Origin of the sequence: Neobacillus rhizophilus (assembly GCF_018343535.1) — a bacterium.
Taxonomy (GTDB): Bacteria; Bacillota; Bacilli; order Bacillales; family Cytobacillaceae; genus Neobacillus; species Neobacillus rhizophilus.
The window spans coordinates 764,059-781,020 of record NZ_JAGYPF010000004.1; the positions used below are offsets into that span (position 1 = coordinate 764,059).

At 36.2% G+C, this 16,962-nt stretch carries 16 protein-coding genes and 4 pseudogenes; 15 read left to right on the forward strand and 5 right to left on the reverse strand.

Annotated features, from left to right (window positions below; all coding sequences use genetic code 11):
* The first annotated feature begins 4 nt into the window (after positions 1 to 4).
* From cobD to KHA99_RS21890, 5 genes are read left to right on the forward strand one after another with little or no spacing between them, the layout of a single operon-like run.
* Positions 5 to 1,090, forward strand: coding sequence for a threonine-phosphate decarboxylase CobD (gene cobD, locus KHA99_RS21870; protein WP_213119583.1), 1,086 nt, complete (start codon positions 5 to 7; stop codon positions 1,088 to 1,090).
* Positions 1,087 to 1,635 (forward strand): bifunctional adenosylcobinamide kinase/adenosylcobinamide-phosphate guanylyltransferase, encoded by a 549-nt coding sequence (locus KHA99_RS21875; RefSeq protein WP_213119584.1) that lies wholly within the window; start codon positions 1,087 to 1,089, stop codon positions 1,633 to 1,635. The genes cobD and KHA99_RS21875 overlap by 4 nt, the downstream gene beginning before the upstream one ends.
* Complete coding sequence (gene cobS, locus KHA99_RS21880; RefSeq protein WP_213119585.1) at positions 1,635 to 2,393, forward strand: adenosylcobinamide-GDP ribazoletransferase; 759 nt, start codon at positions 1,635 to 1,637, stop codon at positions 2,391 to 2,393. Before KHA99_RS21875 ends, cobS begins: the two co-directional genes overlap by 1 nt.
* Positions 2,345 to 2,980: a histidine phosphatase family protein gene (locus tag KHA99_RS21885; RefSeq protein WP_213119586.1), complete on the forward strand. Its 636-nt coding sequence runs from the start codon at positions 2,345 to 2,347 to the stop codon at positions 2,978 to 2,980. The genes cobS and KHA99_RS21885 overlap by 49 nt, the downstream gene beginning before the upstream one ends.
* Positions 2,935 to 3,363 (forward strand): bifunctional adenosylcobinamide kinase/adenosylcobinamide-phosphate guanylyltransferase, encoded by a 429-nt coding sequence (locus tag KHA99_RS21890; protein ID WP_213119587.1) that lies wholly within the window; start codon positions 2,935 to 2,937, stop codon positions 3,361 to 3,363. Before KHA99_RS21885 ends, KHA99_RS21890 begins: the two co-directional genes overlap by 46 nt.
* Before the next feature lie 211 nt (positions 3,364 to 3,574).
* Here the strand turns inward: KHA99_RS21890 and KHA99_RS21895 are convergent.
* Positions 3,575 to 3,877 (reverse strand): annotated as a pseudogene (locus KHA99_RS21895) (beta-ketoacyl-[acyl-carrier-protein] synthase II); the annotation flags it as partial.
* Positions 3,877 to 3,981, reverse strand: a pseudogene (locus tag KHA99_RS30985) (Rrf2 family transcriptional regulator); the annotation flags it as partial. The pseudogenes KHA99_RS21895 and KHA99_RS30985, both read right to left, overlap by 1 nt.
* Here KHA99_RS30985 and KHA99_RS21900 point away from each other — a divergent pair.
* The 6 genes and pseudogenes from KHA99_RS21900 to KHA99_RS21925 form a co-directional block, all read left to right on the forward strand.
* Positions 3,973 to 4,254: pseudogene (locus KHA99_RS21900) on the forward strand (NAD(P)-dependent oxidoreductase); the annotation flags it as partial. The pseudogenes KHA99_RS30985 and KHA99_RS21900 sit on opposite strands and share 9 nt — an antisense overlap.
* Positions 4,255 to 4,586: 332 nt before the next feature.
* Positions 4,587 to 5,056 (forward strand): annotated as a pseudogene (locus KHA99_RS21905) (SRPBCC domain-containing protein).
* Between the two features lie 189 nt (positions 5,057 to 5,245).
* Positions 5,246 to 6,628: a Mur ligase family protein gene (locus tag KHA99_RS21910; protein WP_213119588.1), complete on the forward strand. Its 1,383-nt coding sequence runs from the start codon at positions 5,246 to 5,248 to the stop codon at positions 6,626 to 6,628.
* 249 nt (positions 6,629 to 6,877) lie between these two features.
* Entirely contained in the window at positions 6,878 to 8,092 is a 1,215-nt protein-coding gene (locus tag KHA99_RS21915; RefSeq protein WP_213119589.1) for an ATP-grasp domain-containing protein, read from the forward strand.
* 19 nt (positions 8,093 to 8,111) lie between these two features.
* Positions 8,112 to 9,140, forward strand: a complete 1,029-nt coding sequence (locus KHA99_RS21920; protein ID WP_213119590.1) for a YheC/YheD family endospore coat-associated protein — start codon at positions 8,112 to 8,114, stop codon at positions 9,138 to 9,140.
* A gap of 683 nt (positions 9,141 to 9,823) precedes the next feature.
* Complete coding sequence (locus KHA99_RS21925) at positions 9,824 to 10,102, forward strand: hypothetical protein (protein WP_213119591.1); 279 nt, start codon at positions 9,824 to 9,826, stop codon at positions 10,100 to 10,102.
* Between the two features lie 289 nt (positions 10,103 to 10,391).
* On the opposite strand, the gene KHA99_RS21930 is transcribed toward KHA99_RS21925, so the two are convergent.
* Positions 10,392 to 11,327, reverse strand: a complete 936-nt coding sequence (locus tag KHA99_RS21930; protein ID WP_213119592.1) for an alpha/beta hydrolase — start codon at positions 11,325 to 11,327, stop codon at positions 10,392 to 10,394.
* A 1,111-nt stretch (positions 11,328 to 12,438) separates the two neighbouring features.
* On the opposite strand from KHA99_RS21930, the gene KHA99_RS21935 reads away from it, so the two are divergent.
* Positions 12,439 to 12,768: a hypothetical protein gene (locus KHA99_RS21935; protein WP_213119593.1), complete on the forward strand. Its 330-nt coding sequence runs from the start codon at positions 12,439 to 12,441 to the stop codon at positions 12,766 to 12,768.
* A gap of 271 nt (positions 12,769 to 13,039) precedes the next feature.
* On the opposite strand, the gene KHA99_RS21940 is transcribed toward KHA99_RS21935, so the two are convergent.
* Together KHA99_RS21940 and KHA99_RS21945 are read right to left on the reverse strand one after the other, a co-directional pair.
* Positions 13,040 to 13,177, reverse strand: a complete 138-nt coding sequence (locus tag KHA99_RS21940; RefSeq protein WP_213119594.1) for an anti-repressor SinI family protein — start codon at positions 13,175 to 13,177, stop codon at positions 13,040 to 13,042.
* Between the two features lie 361 nt (positions 13,178 to 13,538).
* Complete coding sequence (locus KHA99_RS21945) at positions 13,539 to 13,694, reverse strand: hypothetical protein (protein WP_213119595.1); 156 nt, start codon at positions 13,692 to 13,694, stop codon at positions 13,539 to 13,541.
* Between the two features lie 341 nt (positions 13,695 to 14,035).
* Between KHA99_RS21945 and KHA99_RS21950 the strand changes: the two genes are divergently transcribed.
* From KHA99_RS21950 to KHA99_RS21960, 3 genes are all read left to right on the forward strand, one after another.
* On the forward strand, positions 14,036 to 14,605 hold the full coding sequence (locus tag KHA99_RS21950) for a dihydrofolate reductase family protein (RefSeq protein WP_213119596.1): 570 nt from the start codon (positions 14,036 to 14,038) through the stop codon (positions 14,603 to 14,605).
* Between the two features lie 885 nt (positions 14,606 to 15,490).
* On the forward strand, positions 15,491 to 15,937 hold the full coding sequence (locus KHA99_RS21955; RefSeq protein WP_249366812.1) for a MarR family winged helix-turn-helix transcriptional regulator: 447 nt from the start codon (positions 15,491 to 15,493) through the stop codon (positions 15,935 to 15,937).
* A 107-nt stretch (positions 15,938 to 16,044) separates the two neighbouring features.
* Positions 16,045 to 16,779: a glucose 1-dehydrogenase gene (locus tag KHA99_RS21960; RefSeq protein ID WP_213119597.1), complete on the forward strand. Its 735-nt coding sequence runs from the start codon at positions 16,045 to 16,047 to the stop codon at positions 16,777 to 16,779.
* Positions 16,780 to 16,962: the final 183 nt, after the last annotated feature.

Consider the following 16,962-nt stretch of genomic DNA (forward strand, 5'->3'; position numbering starts at 1 on the left):
AATGATGAAATGGCCAAATCATGGCGGACAACCTGAAACAATAAAAAAACTCTTCCATATTGAAGGAGATAAAGCATTACTCGATTTTAGCGCAAACTTAAACCCTTTTGGACCTCCTTCCTGGTTGCAAGATGCATTACAAGAACATTATAAGACGATCACACGTTATCCAGAGCCAACATATTCGAATAGTAGCGCTTCGGTAGCAGAGCATGAAGGTATAGACCAAGACAAGATCCTATTAACCAATGGGGGAGCAGAGGCCATTTTTTTAGTAGCAAAATATTTCGAAAAAGGGAAAGCGCTCATTGCTCACCCTACCTTCCTGGAATATGAACGAGCCTGTCATCATTACCATATTGATGTGGAAGATATTTTAGTAGGTCATGAAAGTGGATTTACATTACCAGTCCAATTGATTCAACAAAAGTTTATCAAAAAAGATGTTCTGTTTCTTTGCCGCCCTAATAACCCAACTGGAACTGTCATAGCTGAAAAAGATTTGAAGCTATTGTTAGAAGTAGGGAAAAAAACGGGTACATATGTAGTAGTGGATGAAGCCTTTGTCGATTTTCTACCGATTTCCATTCCTACACTTACTCCATGGTTATCGTCCTACCCAAATTTAATATTATTACGTTCTTTAACAAAAATGTATACCATCCCTGGGCTGAGAATCGGATATATAATTGCCCATCCAACTATCATAAATGTTTTGAAAAACGAACAAATTCCTTGGAGTATTAACTCTTTAGTAGATGCTTTAATTCCGAGATTACTTGAAGATCGTAGTTTTGTTGACAAAACAAGAGCATGGCTGCAAGAGGAATCTAGAAATGTGTTTAAGAGATTAACTTCATTAGGATTTTACCTTTCCCCATCACAAGTAAACTTTTATCTTTTGCGAGATCAGAAACAGCCGCAACGAACTAACGAGCTTTATTCCTTTTTATTGGAGCACGGAATCCTTACGCGGCACACTCACAACTTTAAAGGACTAAATGGTGAGTTCTTACGAATTGCCATACGTTCAAACTTTGAAAATGAACAGTTACTAGCTGCGCTTCAAAAGTGGAGAAATGAGTCATGATTCTCTTTATTTCAGGTGGTGCCAGGTCGGGGAAAAGTCATTTTGCAGAGCAAACGGCTCTTTCGTTTTTTCATAAATTGAAGGAGAAACATCAAAGAAGTTCTCTTTATTACATTGCGACAGCTAAAAAAAGTGATGATGAAATGGAAGAAAGGATTCGATTCCATCAGCAAGATCGAGGGAAGGAGTGGCAAACGGTTGAAGAGTCCTTTCACCTTGAACCGATTCTGTCACAATTTAAAAAAGGTGATGTTATTTTAATAGACTGTTTAACCATATGGTTAAGTAATGTCATGTTCGAGCTTGAACATAGAATGGAAAGGATAGAAAACAGTGTAAATCGCTGGTTATATCTTGCACATGAAAAGCAATTTCACCTTCTCATTGTTTCGAATGATGTGAATGAAGGGATTCCTTCCACTGATGAAGCTGTACAAAGATATATGTATACCTTACAGCGTCTCCATCAAACGATTGTGCAGCAATCAGACATTGCTGCCCAGGTCCAAGCAGGGATTCCAATGTATTGGAAGGGAGAAATTTGATGAAGCAAATGTTCTTTGGATTTATACTTGCGGTTCAATTTCTAACACGAATTCCTCTATCCTTTGAATGTCCATGGACCAAACAGACAAGTAGATGGGCATTAAGGAGTTATCCGTTTGTCGGTGCATTGCTGGGGTCTATCATCACGATCATTTTATACATATTTCAGTTTTATCTTCCTATACCTATCATGACATTGCTCATTGTTTCTTTATGGGTATATCTCACTGGAGGGTTACACTTAGATGGTTGGATGGATGTAGCAGATGCAGTAGGTTCAAATGCTCCCCTAGAGAGAAAATGGGAGATCATGAAAGACCCACATGTAGGAAGCTTTGGTATCATTTCACTTCTTTTTTTACTAGCATGGAAATCATTATTGATTTATTCGTTGATTGAATCTGGTTTCCCCCTGTATTCTATTCTTTTTATCATGGCGTTTTCACGGTTAGGAGCCGTTGTTTTAATGATTTATCTACCTACCGCTAAACAACATGGCTTAGCATGGGAGTGGAAGAAAAACGTAAATCGGCTTGATAGTTTGTATGCAGTAATCCCTGTATGTGTACTTTTATTCTTCTTTCACGACTTTCTATATTTACTTCCAGCATACCTTGTATTTATTGGCTTATTTGGAGCTTGGATTAAACATACTTTTAAGGGGACGAATGGAGATTTATTAGGTACAGCGATTGAAGGAGGCGAATTATGGGGACTTGTGATCACATGGATGTATATCTCGTTCGTCATGGGATAACAAATTGGAATAAGGAGAAAAGGTATTTAGGCCATTCTGACATCGGTGTAATAAAAAGCGAACTCTCTCAGTTGAATAATCTACAAAAAGTGTTATCGAGATTAAACTTTGACCATGTATTTACTAGTGATTTACTACGTTGTCAGGAGACCTTAGCATATTTAAGCATTCCCTCACAGGTTTCAATAGATTGTAGATTAAGAGAAATTAATTTTGGAGACTGGGAAGGAAAGACGTATGACGAGCTAAAGAATCAGATAGCTTATCGGAACTGGCTGGAGAATTGGGAGGTCTATTCCATACCGAATGGAGAGTCAGCTGATGTATTCCAATCTAGAATTGATTCCTTTTTTTATGAGTTATTTCAGCAAGCGATTGAAACTAGCCCTGGCAATAAAAAGAAAATTCTTGTTATGACCCATGGAGGTGTCATACGCTACCTTGTTTCAAAATATGTATCCTCCAGGTCTTTTTGGGATCTTACTATTTCACATGGACATGGTATTCGATTAACATTTGAGCATCAGAAGGGGGAATGGGTATGCAGCTCGTTATTGGCGGTGCCTTTTCAGGAAAAAGAAAAGTAGTAAAAGCAAATAATGGAACATTCAGCTGGGTATCTGCCTATGAAGGAGATAGGGTGGGAGATTGGGAAGCAAAATGGGAGAATGGTTCAACGTTAGTAATGGAGGGCTGGGAAAAATGGATTGCGTCTGAGCTTCAGAATGATGAAAACAATGACGAGATTCGAAGGGGATTTAAAACCATATTTAAGACCCTCCTTAAGGAGGAGAAAAATAGAAACAACAGAATAGTCCTTATCATGTTAGAGGTTGGGAAGGGGATTGTTCCTTTGCACAAGGATGAAAGAAGACTAAGGGATCTAGCTGGGTGGATCGCACAGGATGCAGTAAGTGTTTCAGATGAAGTGGATTTTGTATGGAATGGGTTATCAAAGAGACTCAAATAGTTTTACGCTGAGTTTAAATTATTAATAAGGAATCTAACCGAAAAAAATAACCCACCCTTGAGTTGACGGCTCGGGTGGATTATCCTACCTATATGCCGATCCCATAGTGAGGGAACCGTCTATTGCTGGACCGGACATGTTACCGCATGATTGGTCTTTTTTAATTTATTCAATACTTAATTATATAATAATAAAAAAATGAAACATTTTATTATATTTCATATCTTTTCAATATTATGGATGAATTATGACCTCCAAAGCCAAATGAATTGGATATACCGATTGATAATGGCATACTCCTTGCACCCTCTGATACATAATCTAAATTACAATTAGGGTCTTGATTTTCTATATTAATAGTTGGAGGTACGATTCCTTCTTGTAGGCTTTTCACCAATGCAATGGCCTCTACTCCGCCAGCAGCACCAAGCATGTGCCCAAGCATTGATTTATTGGCGGTAACTGGTATTTGATAGGCATGATCTCCAAACAACCTCTTTATGGCCATTGTTTCTGGGCTGCTGTGAATAATGGTTCAATTGTATTTTGGATGTTCCTGCCTACGGGACATTCAGGATTTGGATTGTCATGCACAGTAAATAACTCTTTTTCCTGAATATGTTTAAACCAACTGCTAAAGGGCAAGGACGCAACCTTCAAGAACTACAGGAAACATCTAATATTACATGGACATTCATTAGTCCTTCCGCTATGTTTGATTCAGAAGGAAAAAGAACTGGTTCATATCAGTCTGGAAAAGACCATCTATTGGTTAATTCAAAAGGTGACAGTTATATTAGCTATGCAGACTTTGCTATTGCTGTATTGGATGAAATTGAAAATCCACAACATATAAACGAACGCTTTACAGTTGTTGGTGAAGCAGAATAAGTAGTTATAAAATAAAAATGTAAAAAATGCCATTAGTGTTCATGCTAATGGCATTTTGCTATCTGGTTATTGGGTGCAATTTTTTATTATTAAATTAAGGTTGATGGTTGAGATTTATGAATGATACTTATAAGAAACGTATAAACGGGCTCAATCCATTGAAGGCTTCCTTTCGTTTCGGCAAATTTCCGGCAATAACTAAACCTCCAATTTAATCCAAAATTAAAACCTTGAATTATCAAGGTTTTTAGACGTCCCAGAGAGGATTCGAACCTCCGACCTACAGTCTAGGAAACACTTACTTTTGGCTATTTATGTATAATCGTTGATTTATGTGGGTTTGTATATCGAGGTTAAACAACACATTGTTATCGAGAGTAGAGAACGATCGGGTATTGGTACTGGAGCGCGTTTTCGATGCGCCACGCTATCTTGTATTCAGGATGATTAAAGAGCCGGAGCATCTTATACGCTGGTGGGGGCCGAGGGGCTGGGAGATTCCGGTCTGCACAGTCGATTTCCGTCCGGGAGGCGTTGGTCACTACTGTATGAAGTGTGTCGATCAGAATCAGGGTCAATTTTTTGGTATGGAATCATGGGGCAAAGAGGTTTATAAGGAGATTATCGATCCGGAGAAGATCGTCTACACCGATTACTTTTCGGATGCCGAAGGCAATTTGAATGACTCCATGCCGTCTACCGAGATCACATTGGAATTCATGGATTTGGTGGAAAGACTAAGATGATAAACCGTGCTGAATATGTTTCCGAAGAGGCCCTCAAGACCGTCATAAACTTATGAGTTTTAGAATTTGAACTGGAGAAGTTTTCTTTAATTTTTGGACTTAGTTTATCACACACCTGCAATAGGGGACATGTCATATAATACATTAGCTTTTGAAATCAAAGGGATTCGCCACTGCTACCTATATAAAAAAAGTAATATTAGGGGAGATGCTTTATTTTCTAAAAAGAAATTAGGAGGGACATTTTGAAGACATTATTATTGGAGAACATTTTAACTGCAATGAACATTCAGCCTAAAAAAAAGCAAAAAGGTATACGGATCCAGACGGTCACTGATGACAGATCTGAAATTAGGAGTCATACGTTATTTTTTCGTAGGAACAACAAAGAAGAAGTACCTGTTGAAAAGATAAAGAGGTATAAGAATGTATTCATCGTTACAGATACACCATTTTCTGATATAGAAAGATTAAATCTTGAGCAAATCATTATGGTAAAGGATGTTAAATACAGTTTCTTTAAATTCACTTCGTATTACAGGCATCTGTTTAACATTCCTGTAGTCGCCATTACTGGTACATGTGGAAAGTCTACTACGAAAGAAATGCTAAAACACATTTTGGAAGAAACACACAATGTCCAGGCAACCATATCCAGCAAAAATGCCGAATATTACAACCTTCCTTATTTAATGGGAATTGATGAAAATACGGATGTGGCTGTATTTGAAACAGCTGTATCTACAAAAGGGGATATGATGGAATCCTGTAATTATTTTTACCCGACAATTGGGATTATGACCATGATTGATGTGGATCATACGGATGAAATTCGATCATTCGATGATTATCTCTTAGAAAAGGCAAAAATAATGACAGGCATGAATAATCAGGGAACTCTCATTCTAAATAGGGACGACCCCTACCTCTCCTCCCTCGATACTTCTAAGTTTAAAGGAGAAATTATAACGTTCGGAAAAAACAAAGATGCCACTTTTAGGATAAAGGGGATTCAATATCATTCATCCGGTATGACTTTTTGGATTGAATTAAGGCAAAATGAGTATAAAGGATATATACCGGGTCTTGGTGAGCATAATGTATATAATGCTGCCGCTTCATTAGCAGCCGCTGCAATCTTAGGAGTGGATCTTCACTATGCTTTAAAGAGATTATCCACTTATCATCATATGGGATCCCATTTTCAAATAATTGAAGGACGAAATCGAATTACGTTGGTGGATGATACTTGGAAGTCAAATCCTGCTTCCTTAAGAAAAGGCTTAGAAACATTAAGCCATATAGCATTTCCATCCCAAAGAAAAATTGCTGTTTTGGGAAGAATGGCATCTCTGGGAAAATATGCAGATGAAGAATACGAAAAGGCAGGATATCTACTCGGTGATTTGGGGGTCGATGTTCTCATCACAAAAGGATCCATTGCAAAAGATTTTGCAAAGCCAGCTATAGAGGCAGGTATAAATCCGCATAATGTTTATCATTTTTCGGATGGAGATGAAATGAAGAGGTTTTTTGATTCATTTTTAATCCCAAATGACATTGTTTATTTCAAAACGGGCGGGAATGACTCAGACTTCAAGGGTGTCATCGAATATTTAAGAAGGTAAATTGGAAGCCGTCGAACCAACAACACCCTTCCATTTATAATACTTTTGAAGAGCGTTTTGCTTATATTGCAGACGCTCTTTTCATTTTTACAAATTTATTAATTTACATCTTAAGAATTATGACAATTGTCCAGACCATTCATGTCTTAAGACAATATATTAAAAAGGTAAGCTGTGTTTTTTCACTTAAACAAAGACGTTAAAGCTAAACCTTACATAAAAACCATCAAAGATAGGATGACAAAGCTTATGCGAACCATTGTATTTATTGAAACAAACAAATCGGGATCAAGTAGAGAAGCAATAAAAGCTGCAGAACGACTCGGCTATTTTACGGTGTTATTAACCAATAGAAAAAATTTCATTTATCAAAGAACTGAATTTCCCGATGTCCATCAAATGATTTTAGTGGAATTATCCGATTACGATAAATTAAAAAAAAACCTCGTCAAACTGCAAAAACAAGGTAAACAAATAAAAGGCATTTTGAGTTTTGTAGATTCTTTTGTTCATGTAGCAGCAGCCTTATCAGAAGAATTTTGTCACAATGTTGTTTCTGCTGATCCAATTCTAAAAATGGAAAATAAAGTTTTAACTCGTGAGCTTCTCAAAGGACTCCCTATGTCTCCTCATTATGCAATTTATACAGCAGATGAATCCTTAGAGAAATTTATCCAGAAACAAAAGAGATATTTACCTCTTATTGTAAAGGCTCCCTTATCTGCCGGCTCAAAAGATGTTCTGTTAGCAAAAAGCGAGAATCAGTTGAAACTGGCAATACAAAAATTACTAAAAAAAAGTGAACAGATTTTGCTGGAGGAGTATCTAACAGGACCCCAATATTTAATTGAAGTTTTAGTACACAATGGAAAAGTTCATATTGTCGCGATAATCGAACAACAAATTACTTTTTTACAACGATTTATCGTAACCGGATATTGTTTACTACCAGATATCAATCAACGTTTATACTATAGTATCCTTGAAACAGTAAGTTCCATCGTAAAGGCTTTTCAAATGAAAAATGGTGCTTGTCACTTAGAAATGCGCTTTGTAAATGGGGCGTGGAAATTAATTGAAATAAACCCAAGAATCTCAGGTGGAGCCATGAATCGAATCATTGAAGTCGGATTTGGAATTAATTTAGTAGAGGAAACCATTCAATTAATGTTAGGAAATGAGCCTTCCCTTACTAAAAAACGCAGTAAGTATGTATACGCACATTATTTAACTGTTGATTCTAGAGGAAAATTAATCAAGGTAACAGGGAAAAATCGCATCTCTCAATATCCCGGTGTAGAAGAGGTGCATATAAAACCCCAACAAGGACAGATAGTACGCCCGCCTTTATCAATGGGAGATCGTTGCGGATACATTTTGGCATCCTCAGATGTTAAAGAAGAAGCGAAAAGAATTGCCAGGAATGCAGCAAGTGAGATCCGTTTCTACCTTGCCCCAATTTAATAATATGGAGTGATAGATCATGACGCTGATTGGCATGCTTCATCATCGTGCAGATCCAAATAAAGTAAAGAAAGCATATGCGTATGCCGCCGCAGCAAAAGCTGAAGGTGTCGACTTTTTTTACTTTACCCCAGGAAGGGTAAATATAAAACAGCACAAAATAGTGGGGAAAGTGTATGAAAATGGACAGTGGATTGAAAGTGAATTTCCTTTTCCTGATGTGATTTATAATGCAAGTTATCCTGTCAGTGATAAAGCCGAACAAATCATTGATTATTTATTCGATAGGATTCCGTTCACAAGTCATTCGATTGGGGACAAATTATCGGTATATAACAGAATAAATAAAGCAAAAAAATATAGCGAATATCTAATACCTTTTTATAAATTAACTGACGTTCAAATATTTTTAAACATGATCAACCACTATAAAAAAGTTATTATCAAGCCGTTGTCAGGCCATCAAGGTGGTGGCGTTGTTTTAATTGAAAAATATGGATCCCATCAATACAAAATGAATGCTGCAGAAGTGCAATCATCTCTTAATGAAAAACAATTGTTAGACTGGATATCCCATAAAATACAAGAAAAAGATTACTTGATCCAACAGTTTATTACAAGTCAAACAAAATCCGGCCATGTTTTTGATTTCCGATTGCATGTACAAAAAAATGGAGAAGGAAAATGGGTTATTACATCTATTTATCCAAGGATTGGGAGGTTGGGGACCATAACTTCTAATATGGGTAGTGGTGGTTATAGTACTTACCTGGATATTTTTTTAAAAACAGAGTTTGGTGACTCATGGTATGATATTCAAAGATATCTTGAACAGTTTGCAATAAGGTTTTCAAATCATTTTGATTCTTTATATGGCAATGAATTGGATGAATTGGGAATTGACGTCGGAATTGATGAAAACCAAAAACTATGGCTTTTTGAAGTAAATTGGAGACCCGGTCCACCTAATATATATAATGTTGAATTAGATGTAGCTAAAAATACGATTCTGTATGCAAAATATTTAGCTGATAAAAATAAACATTAAATCGAAAACTTTCTGTCGTTTATTACATTACGTTTTTTGGGAAAAAACTCAAACACGCCTCATTTAAACTAAACGGAAAATAAAATAAAACACGAAATAAACGTTTGTTCAATCCAGTATAATATAATCATAGTCTATATAGTGAAAAAATCCCCTGACATTAAGGACGCTGTTATTGCGTCCTGTTTATATCTATTTCTTTTATGTTCTCCGTTATGTCGTCACCATTACATATAACTTAGTACAGTTCATATTTTTTTTTGTTATAAAAAAATCTACCTCTATTCGAATCATATAATCTACATTAAACGACCTTCCTACTAGCCACCTACTAATGGTATTTCATCGAGTAATGGAAAGAATAAATAATAAAGGACAGATTAAACCCAACCTGCCCCTTGTTCAGCCACAATTTTAATAATGGCAATTCGATACGGTTTTAAAATAATCTTTAATAATATTAATTTCTTTGGTTCGAGTGGAATGTGATTGTTCGTGAAAAAAGCAATATGATATTGCAGAAAACTATCATGAACTCAATGGACTTTCAGCCCTACAAATAAAGTTCGTGAATAATTGTACTTAAACTCAGGTGCAAGAGTTAAAGATCGGAGCTATCATATTGGTGGCTTTTTCTTATTCGACGGTCAGATTGGTTGCTGCTATATAAGGTAATCGTCTCTGTGCAAACAAATTTAATGGGAATACTCTTTGGCTTAAATCGATTATATGTACATCATCCGGCTTTTAAATGGCAAAAACATTCTTTAGAAGCTATGAAAATTGTCCCGAGAAACACATTTAATCGCTTTACCTCAATTTTGTTAAACCACCCCAAAGAAGGTGTGCGTGAATTAGAGGAAATGATACAAGAGGTAAATGAACTTGTGGAAACAGAGTACCTATTATTAGATTTATCTGAGGTGATTGACCAATCACTTTTTTTAAGACCAAAAAAATAAATAAATCCAATCGCATTTTCGCCAAACGTCTCGATATAGTAAAACTCACCTTGATTTTTTGAAAAAAAGTCATCCACTGAGCCATAGAATGTAATGTTTACAGACTATTAAAAAATGCCGCTGTCAACTCCCGAATATTGTCGAATGATTCAACAAAATTCGGGGTGTGATAGGGCACTTTTTTTAATTAAGATTTTGAATTCCTTGAAGACTTAGTTGATTGTCAAGTGGATCATTCTGAAAAAGAAGTATTTATTCTTTTTTTGATATAAAGTGGTAGGAAATGGGCTTAATCAAGCTTTAAGTACCTATTTAGGAACCTAATTACACGTCGTGTATACTCATTTTTATGCAAACGATACGAATGAATGTGTTCGCAATCTTTTGTTAGCCACAATTCTTTTGGGTTATCAGATGAGATCGAATGATATAATTTTTCGCTCTCGGCAAAAGGAATGGCTTTATCTGTCTTACTATGAATGATGAAGAAGGATTTTCCTTTTGTGTTTTTCACGTGATTAATTGGTGAAACTTCTTTGGGGTCAATTTTAAGGAGCTTGCGCATGGAATGATAAACAATCGGTGTGAATGGCCGTTTTGGCAGCTTGGTCCAATGCGAAAGGTTTTCTTTTAGAAAGGGTTCTAAATCACAGAAGGGGCTGTCGGCAATGATTACGGAAACAGCAGGGTGTTCGCATCCAGCAATAAGCGCTGTAGCAGCTCCCATACTCCAGCCAAGGAGAGCAACCTTTTCCTGATGTTTTTCCTGAATCGCATACTCAATCGCTGAATACAAATCGTGTCTTTCGAAATATCCGATCCCCGTGGTTTTTCCCTTCGATTTACCTGCATTGCGAAAATCAAACATTAGTACATTATAACCTTGGTCTGATAGAACTTTAACGAGCCGCAGTCCTTCAATTTTTTCCATGGCACGTTCATTCATGTAACCGTGTGCCGTAATGACTGTTTTTTTGCTTTTCTTTGACACTGCTGGAATCCACCAGCCAGACAGTTTTACTTGATCTTTTCGGCTGAAAAATTCAATCTCTTCAAATGCAAGACCATATTCCCTTGGATTTTTTGTCGTTTTTGCCGGGAATGGATGAGTTAGATACAAACCGATCCCTAATGGGGCAAGAAAAAATAAAGCAGGTGCAGCCAAAAGCGGTTTCCACAGTGACTTCCCTGATTTACTTGATTCCCCATTCGTTTCATCACTCAACTGAACTCCTCCTTTCCATTTGATGTCATCGGTACATTATCATATGTAAGGAAACACAGAAACGGAAATTCTAAAGTGGCCATTTTATGCCTGTTTTTGAATAGGGAGGCACAGGCATGGGGACGGTTCTCGTGCCTCAATGATTGGCAGGCTGGAATGATTATGCTCTGCGGATAAGGATGAATATTTGTTTGTACTGCGTGAATGTGGAAAGTTTAATTTTTCGCCTTTTAAGGATAAAAGCCATCTAACCCAAAGGCTGGGTAGTTGGCTTCATAATCATTCAAGTTAAAAATCAAGTGTGAATATAAACTTACTTAATCCATAGGTGCATCAATTTTTGTTAATGAATTGTCGGAGATTCCATAATTAATTATGTTCTAAGACTCTAGTAAAATAAGTGGAGATTTTCCGGTTAGATGCAGAATGGAGCTCGTTTCGGGGCAAATAAGGGAAGAATTTCCGATTATGCAAAGAAAAATCCCCCATTTTCGCATTTTTCGAGTCAATAGACGGAATCTGTCCGTCTATTTAAGCTTTTTTTAATAATAATCACTAAATAAACGAAATTTTTCCGTCTATTTTTTCAGCTCGGGTGCTTAAGCTGATCCCCCAACCGATAACCGATAAGTGCGGACCCTCTTGATCCTAGATGCGGGATTCAGCAGCAAAGTTCAATAAAATTGCTACTCTAAACGGCACTGCAATTGACAGAAGTAAGTTCGTGTGGCGCGGGCAATTTTCTACATTTTTTAATGAAAATAAAGAAAGAGTCTCCTGAATGATCACGGTGAAATGGCAGTTCACATAATTGTAGAAAAATTTATGAGGAGTCAGAATTATTATAAAGTGAGATATGATATACTTTACCGGAAGGGAGGCTGAAAAATGTCGAAATTATATTGAAAATAATAAGTATTTATCATTTTTGTATACTAGTCTATTAAAAGCTGCAATTTTCCCCTTTCACTTTCATCAACCTTAACCTTCCATGCCGTCTTATTATAACTTCCTATAAAATCCTTAAACGCATAAATTCATTTAAAAACTTAAGAAGAGGGAACATTGCTGGTCAAATCAAAGCTATTTTTAAAAAGGAGCAGGATCATTAATGGGTCACGATATTTCCGGATACAATAAAGCAGGAGAAGAAATTGCCTATGCACGTTTTAGCATGGGAAATTATAATGCTATCATACTCTACGATTTACTGGATGCAAATCAATTCTATGCAGGAGTCAGTGGATGTGGCGACAGTTCTACCTTTTCAATTAAACAAATTGAAAAAGCCTTGAATGATTACAATCAATTTTTCAGTAATGATAATTCCCAGGCAGAAAGTTATTCCGAAACTTGGGATCAAAAACAAATCCAGAATTTCATTCTAAATTGTTTGGTAGCAGCACGAAAAGAAGGTAGTGTAAAGGTGTTTTTTGGCTAATATTATTATAGATTGTTTGCTTAATTCTTCTGTTTCGCTGCTATTTTATTATAACGGCTAAAGTAGCAATTACCTTATATGACAGTCTGACAGCCAGTTTATCTAACTGGCTGTTTTGCTTAGTTAAGAGTTGCTGTGGCGGCTCTTTTTCTTGATCTAAGGTTGTATTTATGTAATAACACTGAGTTAAATAAAAAACCAATACATATAAAGATTTAAAATAAATCTTTATGTATAGGCTTTTTTTATCTATGTACGTTAACTATAAACTCTACAATTTATGTTTTTTTCTTTTCTCTTTTTCTTTTTCTAAAAAAATCTTAAAATCGTCTTTAGTAATATTAGATTTCATTGCTTCTTTTACTAACTCAATCCATTCTTTAGGAAGATCAGACTCGTTTTTTTTCATATTTACCACTCCAATTAAAACAGATTTATTAAAAAAGAGTATGCAATCGAGATTAAAACTACTCTCAATATAATTTTCGAAACATAACGGTAAATTTATGTGGTATAGAAAAGAATGAAAAATAATTGATAAATACGTAATATGTAATTAATGTGGCTCTCAGATTGTGAAACTAATTTACTAATCAGACATGTGCTTTAGAGGAAATAGAAGTTGCAATCGGCAGCTCCTATTATTTTTTGATTTAAAGGAACAGAGGAAGGATTGGGACATCCCCAAATCCTCCTCAGTTATTCAAAACGTTTTCTTTTAACAAATTTCTAAAAATGGATCCGTAGGCACATTCAGTTGATGACTAGCCTTAAACTTCATCTTCGCGCTCGGTGACTACTTTTTCATCACCACATCGGTTACATACAAACCAAGTGGCAATATATCCGAATCCATCGGGTCTCTGATTTGTTTCTTCATAAACATGACCTTTTAATTTACAGTTGATTTTCGCTAAAATACCCATTATAAAAACCTCCTTCAATTAAAAGTTGATTTTTTGCTTTTTTTATCTCTATGCAGCAATGCTTGTCATCGTTGTTTTAAGTTTTCATGACTATCATTACAAAGAATTAAATGATCTGGACTGGGTCGATTTTCTTCGCAGACAACGCATAACAAATTGACTTTCTTAATGCTCGACTCGACCAGAAGAAGGAATAGACTGGATAATAAAGAATATTAACTAAATAACGGTTCAGTTTAATAAGGAAGTAACTTTAATTAGAAATAAATGCTCCCATTAGTGAAAAATAAAAAACGTTAAATGTAGAAACAATATTTAAATAATTAAAGGGAGGAAGAGGTATGTCTAATAACGTAAGACCAAGAAAAATAATTTTAGATTTAGCTGTTACGTTAGATGGGTTTATTGAAGGAAAAAATGGGGAAATTGATTGGTGCATCATGGATCCTGAAATGGGGTTTAATGATTTCTTACATCAAATTGATACGATTCTGTATGGAAGAAAATGCTACGATTTGTGGGGACAATTTACTCCAGGTATCGAAGATTCTGATACCGATAAAGAAATATGGAAATTAGTTCATAGCAAAGAGAAATACGTGTTTTCCAGAACGCAAAAAGGAACCGGTAATAAAGCCATATACATCAACGATGAAATTTTGGAAGAAGTCATTAAATTAAAGAATAAGCCTGGCAAAGACATCTGGTTATATGGCGGCGCAAGTCTTATTACAACGTTTATTAATTTAGGGCTTGTTGATGAATTTAGATTATCGGTTCACCCTGTTATTTTAGGAGAAGGAAAACCGTTGTTTATTGATATAAAGCAGAGGTTGAATTTAAAACTGGTAAATACAAGAACGTTCTCCTCTGGTGTTGTGCAACTCATCTATCATTTGAATAGGAATTAATCAAATTGAATATACTTGACCAGCCGGACAAATCTTTGTGGAACACGAGCTAACAAAGCTGTAATCTAGCTGGTAAACAGACTGGAACGGTTCGAGACCACTGAAAAATACATCATTCTAAGGAGCTGGAGTGCTATTTTTTTAGCCTACACGGGCAACCTAAGTGGCATATTTTTACCGGCGCGGGACTTTTCTTGTGCTCACGGACAGAATAGACCGGTTTATTTTTACCGGTGCGGCATTTTTCTTGTGCTCACAGGCAGAATAGACCGTTTATTTTTACCGGTACGACGCTTTTCTTGTGGTCGCGGGCAGAATAGACCAGTTTATTTTTACCGGTGCGGAACTTTTCTTGTGGTCGCGGGCAGAATAGACCGGTTTATTTTTACCGGCGCAGCACTTTTCTTGTGCTCACGGGCAGAATAGACCGCTTATTTTTACCAGTGCGGCACTTTTCTTGTGCTCACGGGCAGAATAGACCGGTTTATTTTTACCGGTGCTGCATTTTTTTGATGCTCACGGGCAGAATAGACCGGTTTATTTTACCGGTGCGGCATTTTTCTTATGGTCTCGGGCAGAATAGACCGGTTTATTTTTACCGGCGCGGCACTTTTCTTGCACTCACGGGCAGAAAGATGGTACTTGGGGTAGTTGAGGAAGCTTTATTAATATTTTTCTGAGATCATCAACTTCCCACCCGCCACAAAGTTGCAACGTTACGATAAAATTTAGTTTACATATAAACATTTTGAATTTATAATGTTCATGAGTAAACATTTTAATGTTTATGTATCCTTAGCTTCCAGATTCAAAATATAATACAGATCAAACTTTCATGGTTAGATGGGGGGGTGATCCAAATACTTTAGCTAGAAGGGGTTTTAAATGGACAGTTATAATAATATTTTCGATCTTACACATATGATTCAACAGATAACCAATGAAAATATTGTTCGATTTACAAATGAATTTTCTTATCCCATTGGTATATCAACAATTGTTGTTTTAGCTGAGATAGAAGCTAGGGGACCTTTAAAACAAATTGATTTAACAGAAGCATTAGGATATTCGAAAAGTACTATCACGAATATGGCTGAAAAACTGGTTAAGCTTGATTTGATAGAAAGAAATTATGATATAGGTGATCGAAGGACGGTCTATCTCAGAATCACAGATAAAGGTATGGAAGCTATAAAAGAGGCTGAATCTATCGGTGAAAAAATTCATAAGGAATTATTTAGTATTCTTTCTGAGGAAGAACTTACAAATTACATTGAAATTCAGAAAAAATTATTAGCTAATATTTCTGTTAATAAAAAGTTGACATACTAGTCTCTTAACAATTATTTTCCGGACTATCTGAATACCTGAAGTATTATGCACTTTACAAATATAAATGAAAACAAAAAATTGTTGTAGTAATGGAGGGAGAATTATTAATGGCTCGTTTAGAAGGAAAAGTTGCAATTATCACTGGTGCTGCCCAAGGTATGGGGGCAGCTCACGCTAGACGCTTTGTTGAAGAAGGAGCAAAAGTTGTATTAACCGATCTAAGTGAAGAAAAGGGTAGCGCGTTAGCAAGTGAATTAGGTGAAAACTCTCTGTTTATAAAGCAAAATGTTACGAGTGCTGTAGATTGGGCCAATGTTGTTGGTAAGGCTGAAGAAAAATTTGGACCTGTCAATATTTTAGTAAACAACGCTGGTATTACAATGGCAAAATCTATCCTAGAAACGACAGAAGAAGAATACCGCCGCATCGTGGATATTAACCAAGTATCTGTATTCTTAGGAATGAAAACAGTTATTCCATCCATGCAAAAAGCTGGCGGCGGCTCTATTGTTAATATATCTTCCATCAATGGTATTGTTGGCGGTGCTGTCGGCTATACAGATACAAAATTCGCCGTCCGCGGCATAACAAAAGCAGCTGCGATGGAATGTTCCCACTATGGCATCCGCGTAAATTCTGTACATCCAGGTGTAATTGCAACTCCGATGGTCGTGCAGGAAGATACAAAAGCAGCGGTAGAGGAATTCGCAAAACATATTCCTTTAAAACGAGTTGCACAGCCGGAAGAAGTAACCAACCTTGTTCTTTATTTAGCTTCTGATGAATCAAGCTACTCAACTGGTGCTGAATTTATCGTTGATGGCGGAATAACTGCAATGTAAAGGTAAGATTGTGAAGAAATGAAATAACCTAATTTAGGCTAGAATTCTTGTTACATCAAGGATTCTAGCCTTTTCACTTTGGTGACAAGTAATGTCAATTACTTTTTAACTACAAACTAAACTCAATGGTTCAAACAAGTACGTTTTCCCCTTGCTTTGTGCAACTACGCAGCGGAGGGTCCA

What these genes read in the sequence shown, in the direction of transcription:
- cobD (WP_213119583.1), top strand. Translation starts at nt 5, where the DNA reads ATGAAATGGCCAAATCATGGCGGACAACCTGAAACAATAAAAAAACTC.
- KHA99_RS21875 (WP_213119584.1), top strand. Translation starts at nt 1,087, where the DNA reads ATGATTCTCTTTATTTCAGGTGGTGCCAGGTCGGGGAAAAGTCATTTT.
- cobS (WP_213119585.1), top strand. Translation starts at nt 1,635, where the DNA reads ATGAAGCAAATGTTCTTTGGATTTATACTTGCGGTTCAATTTCTAACA.
- KHA99_RS21885 (WP_213119586.1), top strand. Translation starts at nt 2,345, where the DNA reads ATGGGGACTTGTGATCACATGGATGTATATCTCGTTCGTCATGGGATA.
- KHA99_RS21890 (WP_213119587.1), top strand. Translation starts at nt 2,935, where the DNA reads ATGCAGCTCGTTATTGGCGGTGCCTTTTCAGGAAAAAGAAAAGTAGTA.
- KHA99_RS21915 (WP_213119589.1), top strand. Translation starts at nt 6,878, where the DNA reads ATGCGAACCATTGTATTTATTGAAACAAACAAATCGGGATCAAGTAGA.
- KHA99_RS21920 (WP_213119590.1), top strand. Translation starts at nt 8,112, where the DNA reads ATGACGCTGATTGGCATGCTTCATCATCGTGCAGATCCAAATAAAGTA.
- KHA99_RS21935 (WP_213119593.1), top strand. Translation starts at nt 12,439, where the DNA reads ATGGGTCACGATATTTCCGGATACAATAAAGCAGGAGAAGAAATTGCC.
- KHA99_RS21940 (WP_213119594.1), bottom strand. Translation starts at nt 13,177, where the DNA reads ATGAAAAAAAACGAGTCTGATCTTCCTAAAGAATGGATTGAGTTAGTA.
- KHA99_RS21945 (WP_213119595.1), bottom strand. Translation starts at nt 13,694, where the DNA reads ATGGGTATTTTAGCGAAAATCAACTGTAAATTAAAAGGTCATGTTTAT.
- KHA99_RS21950 (WP_213119596.1), top strand. Translation starts at nt 14,036, where the DNA reads ATGTCTAATAACGTAAGACCAAGAAAAATAATTTTAGATTTAGCTGTT.
- KHA99_RS21955 (WP_249366812.1), top strand. Translation starts at nt 15,491, where the DNA reads ATGGACAGTTATAATAATATTTTCGATCTTACACATATGATTCAACAG.
- KHA99_RS21960 (WP_213119597.1), top strand. Translation starts at nt 16,045, where the DNA reads ATGGCTCGTTTAGAAGGAAAAGTTGCAATTATCACTGGTGCTGCCCAA.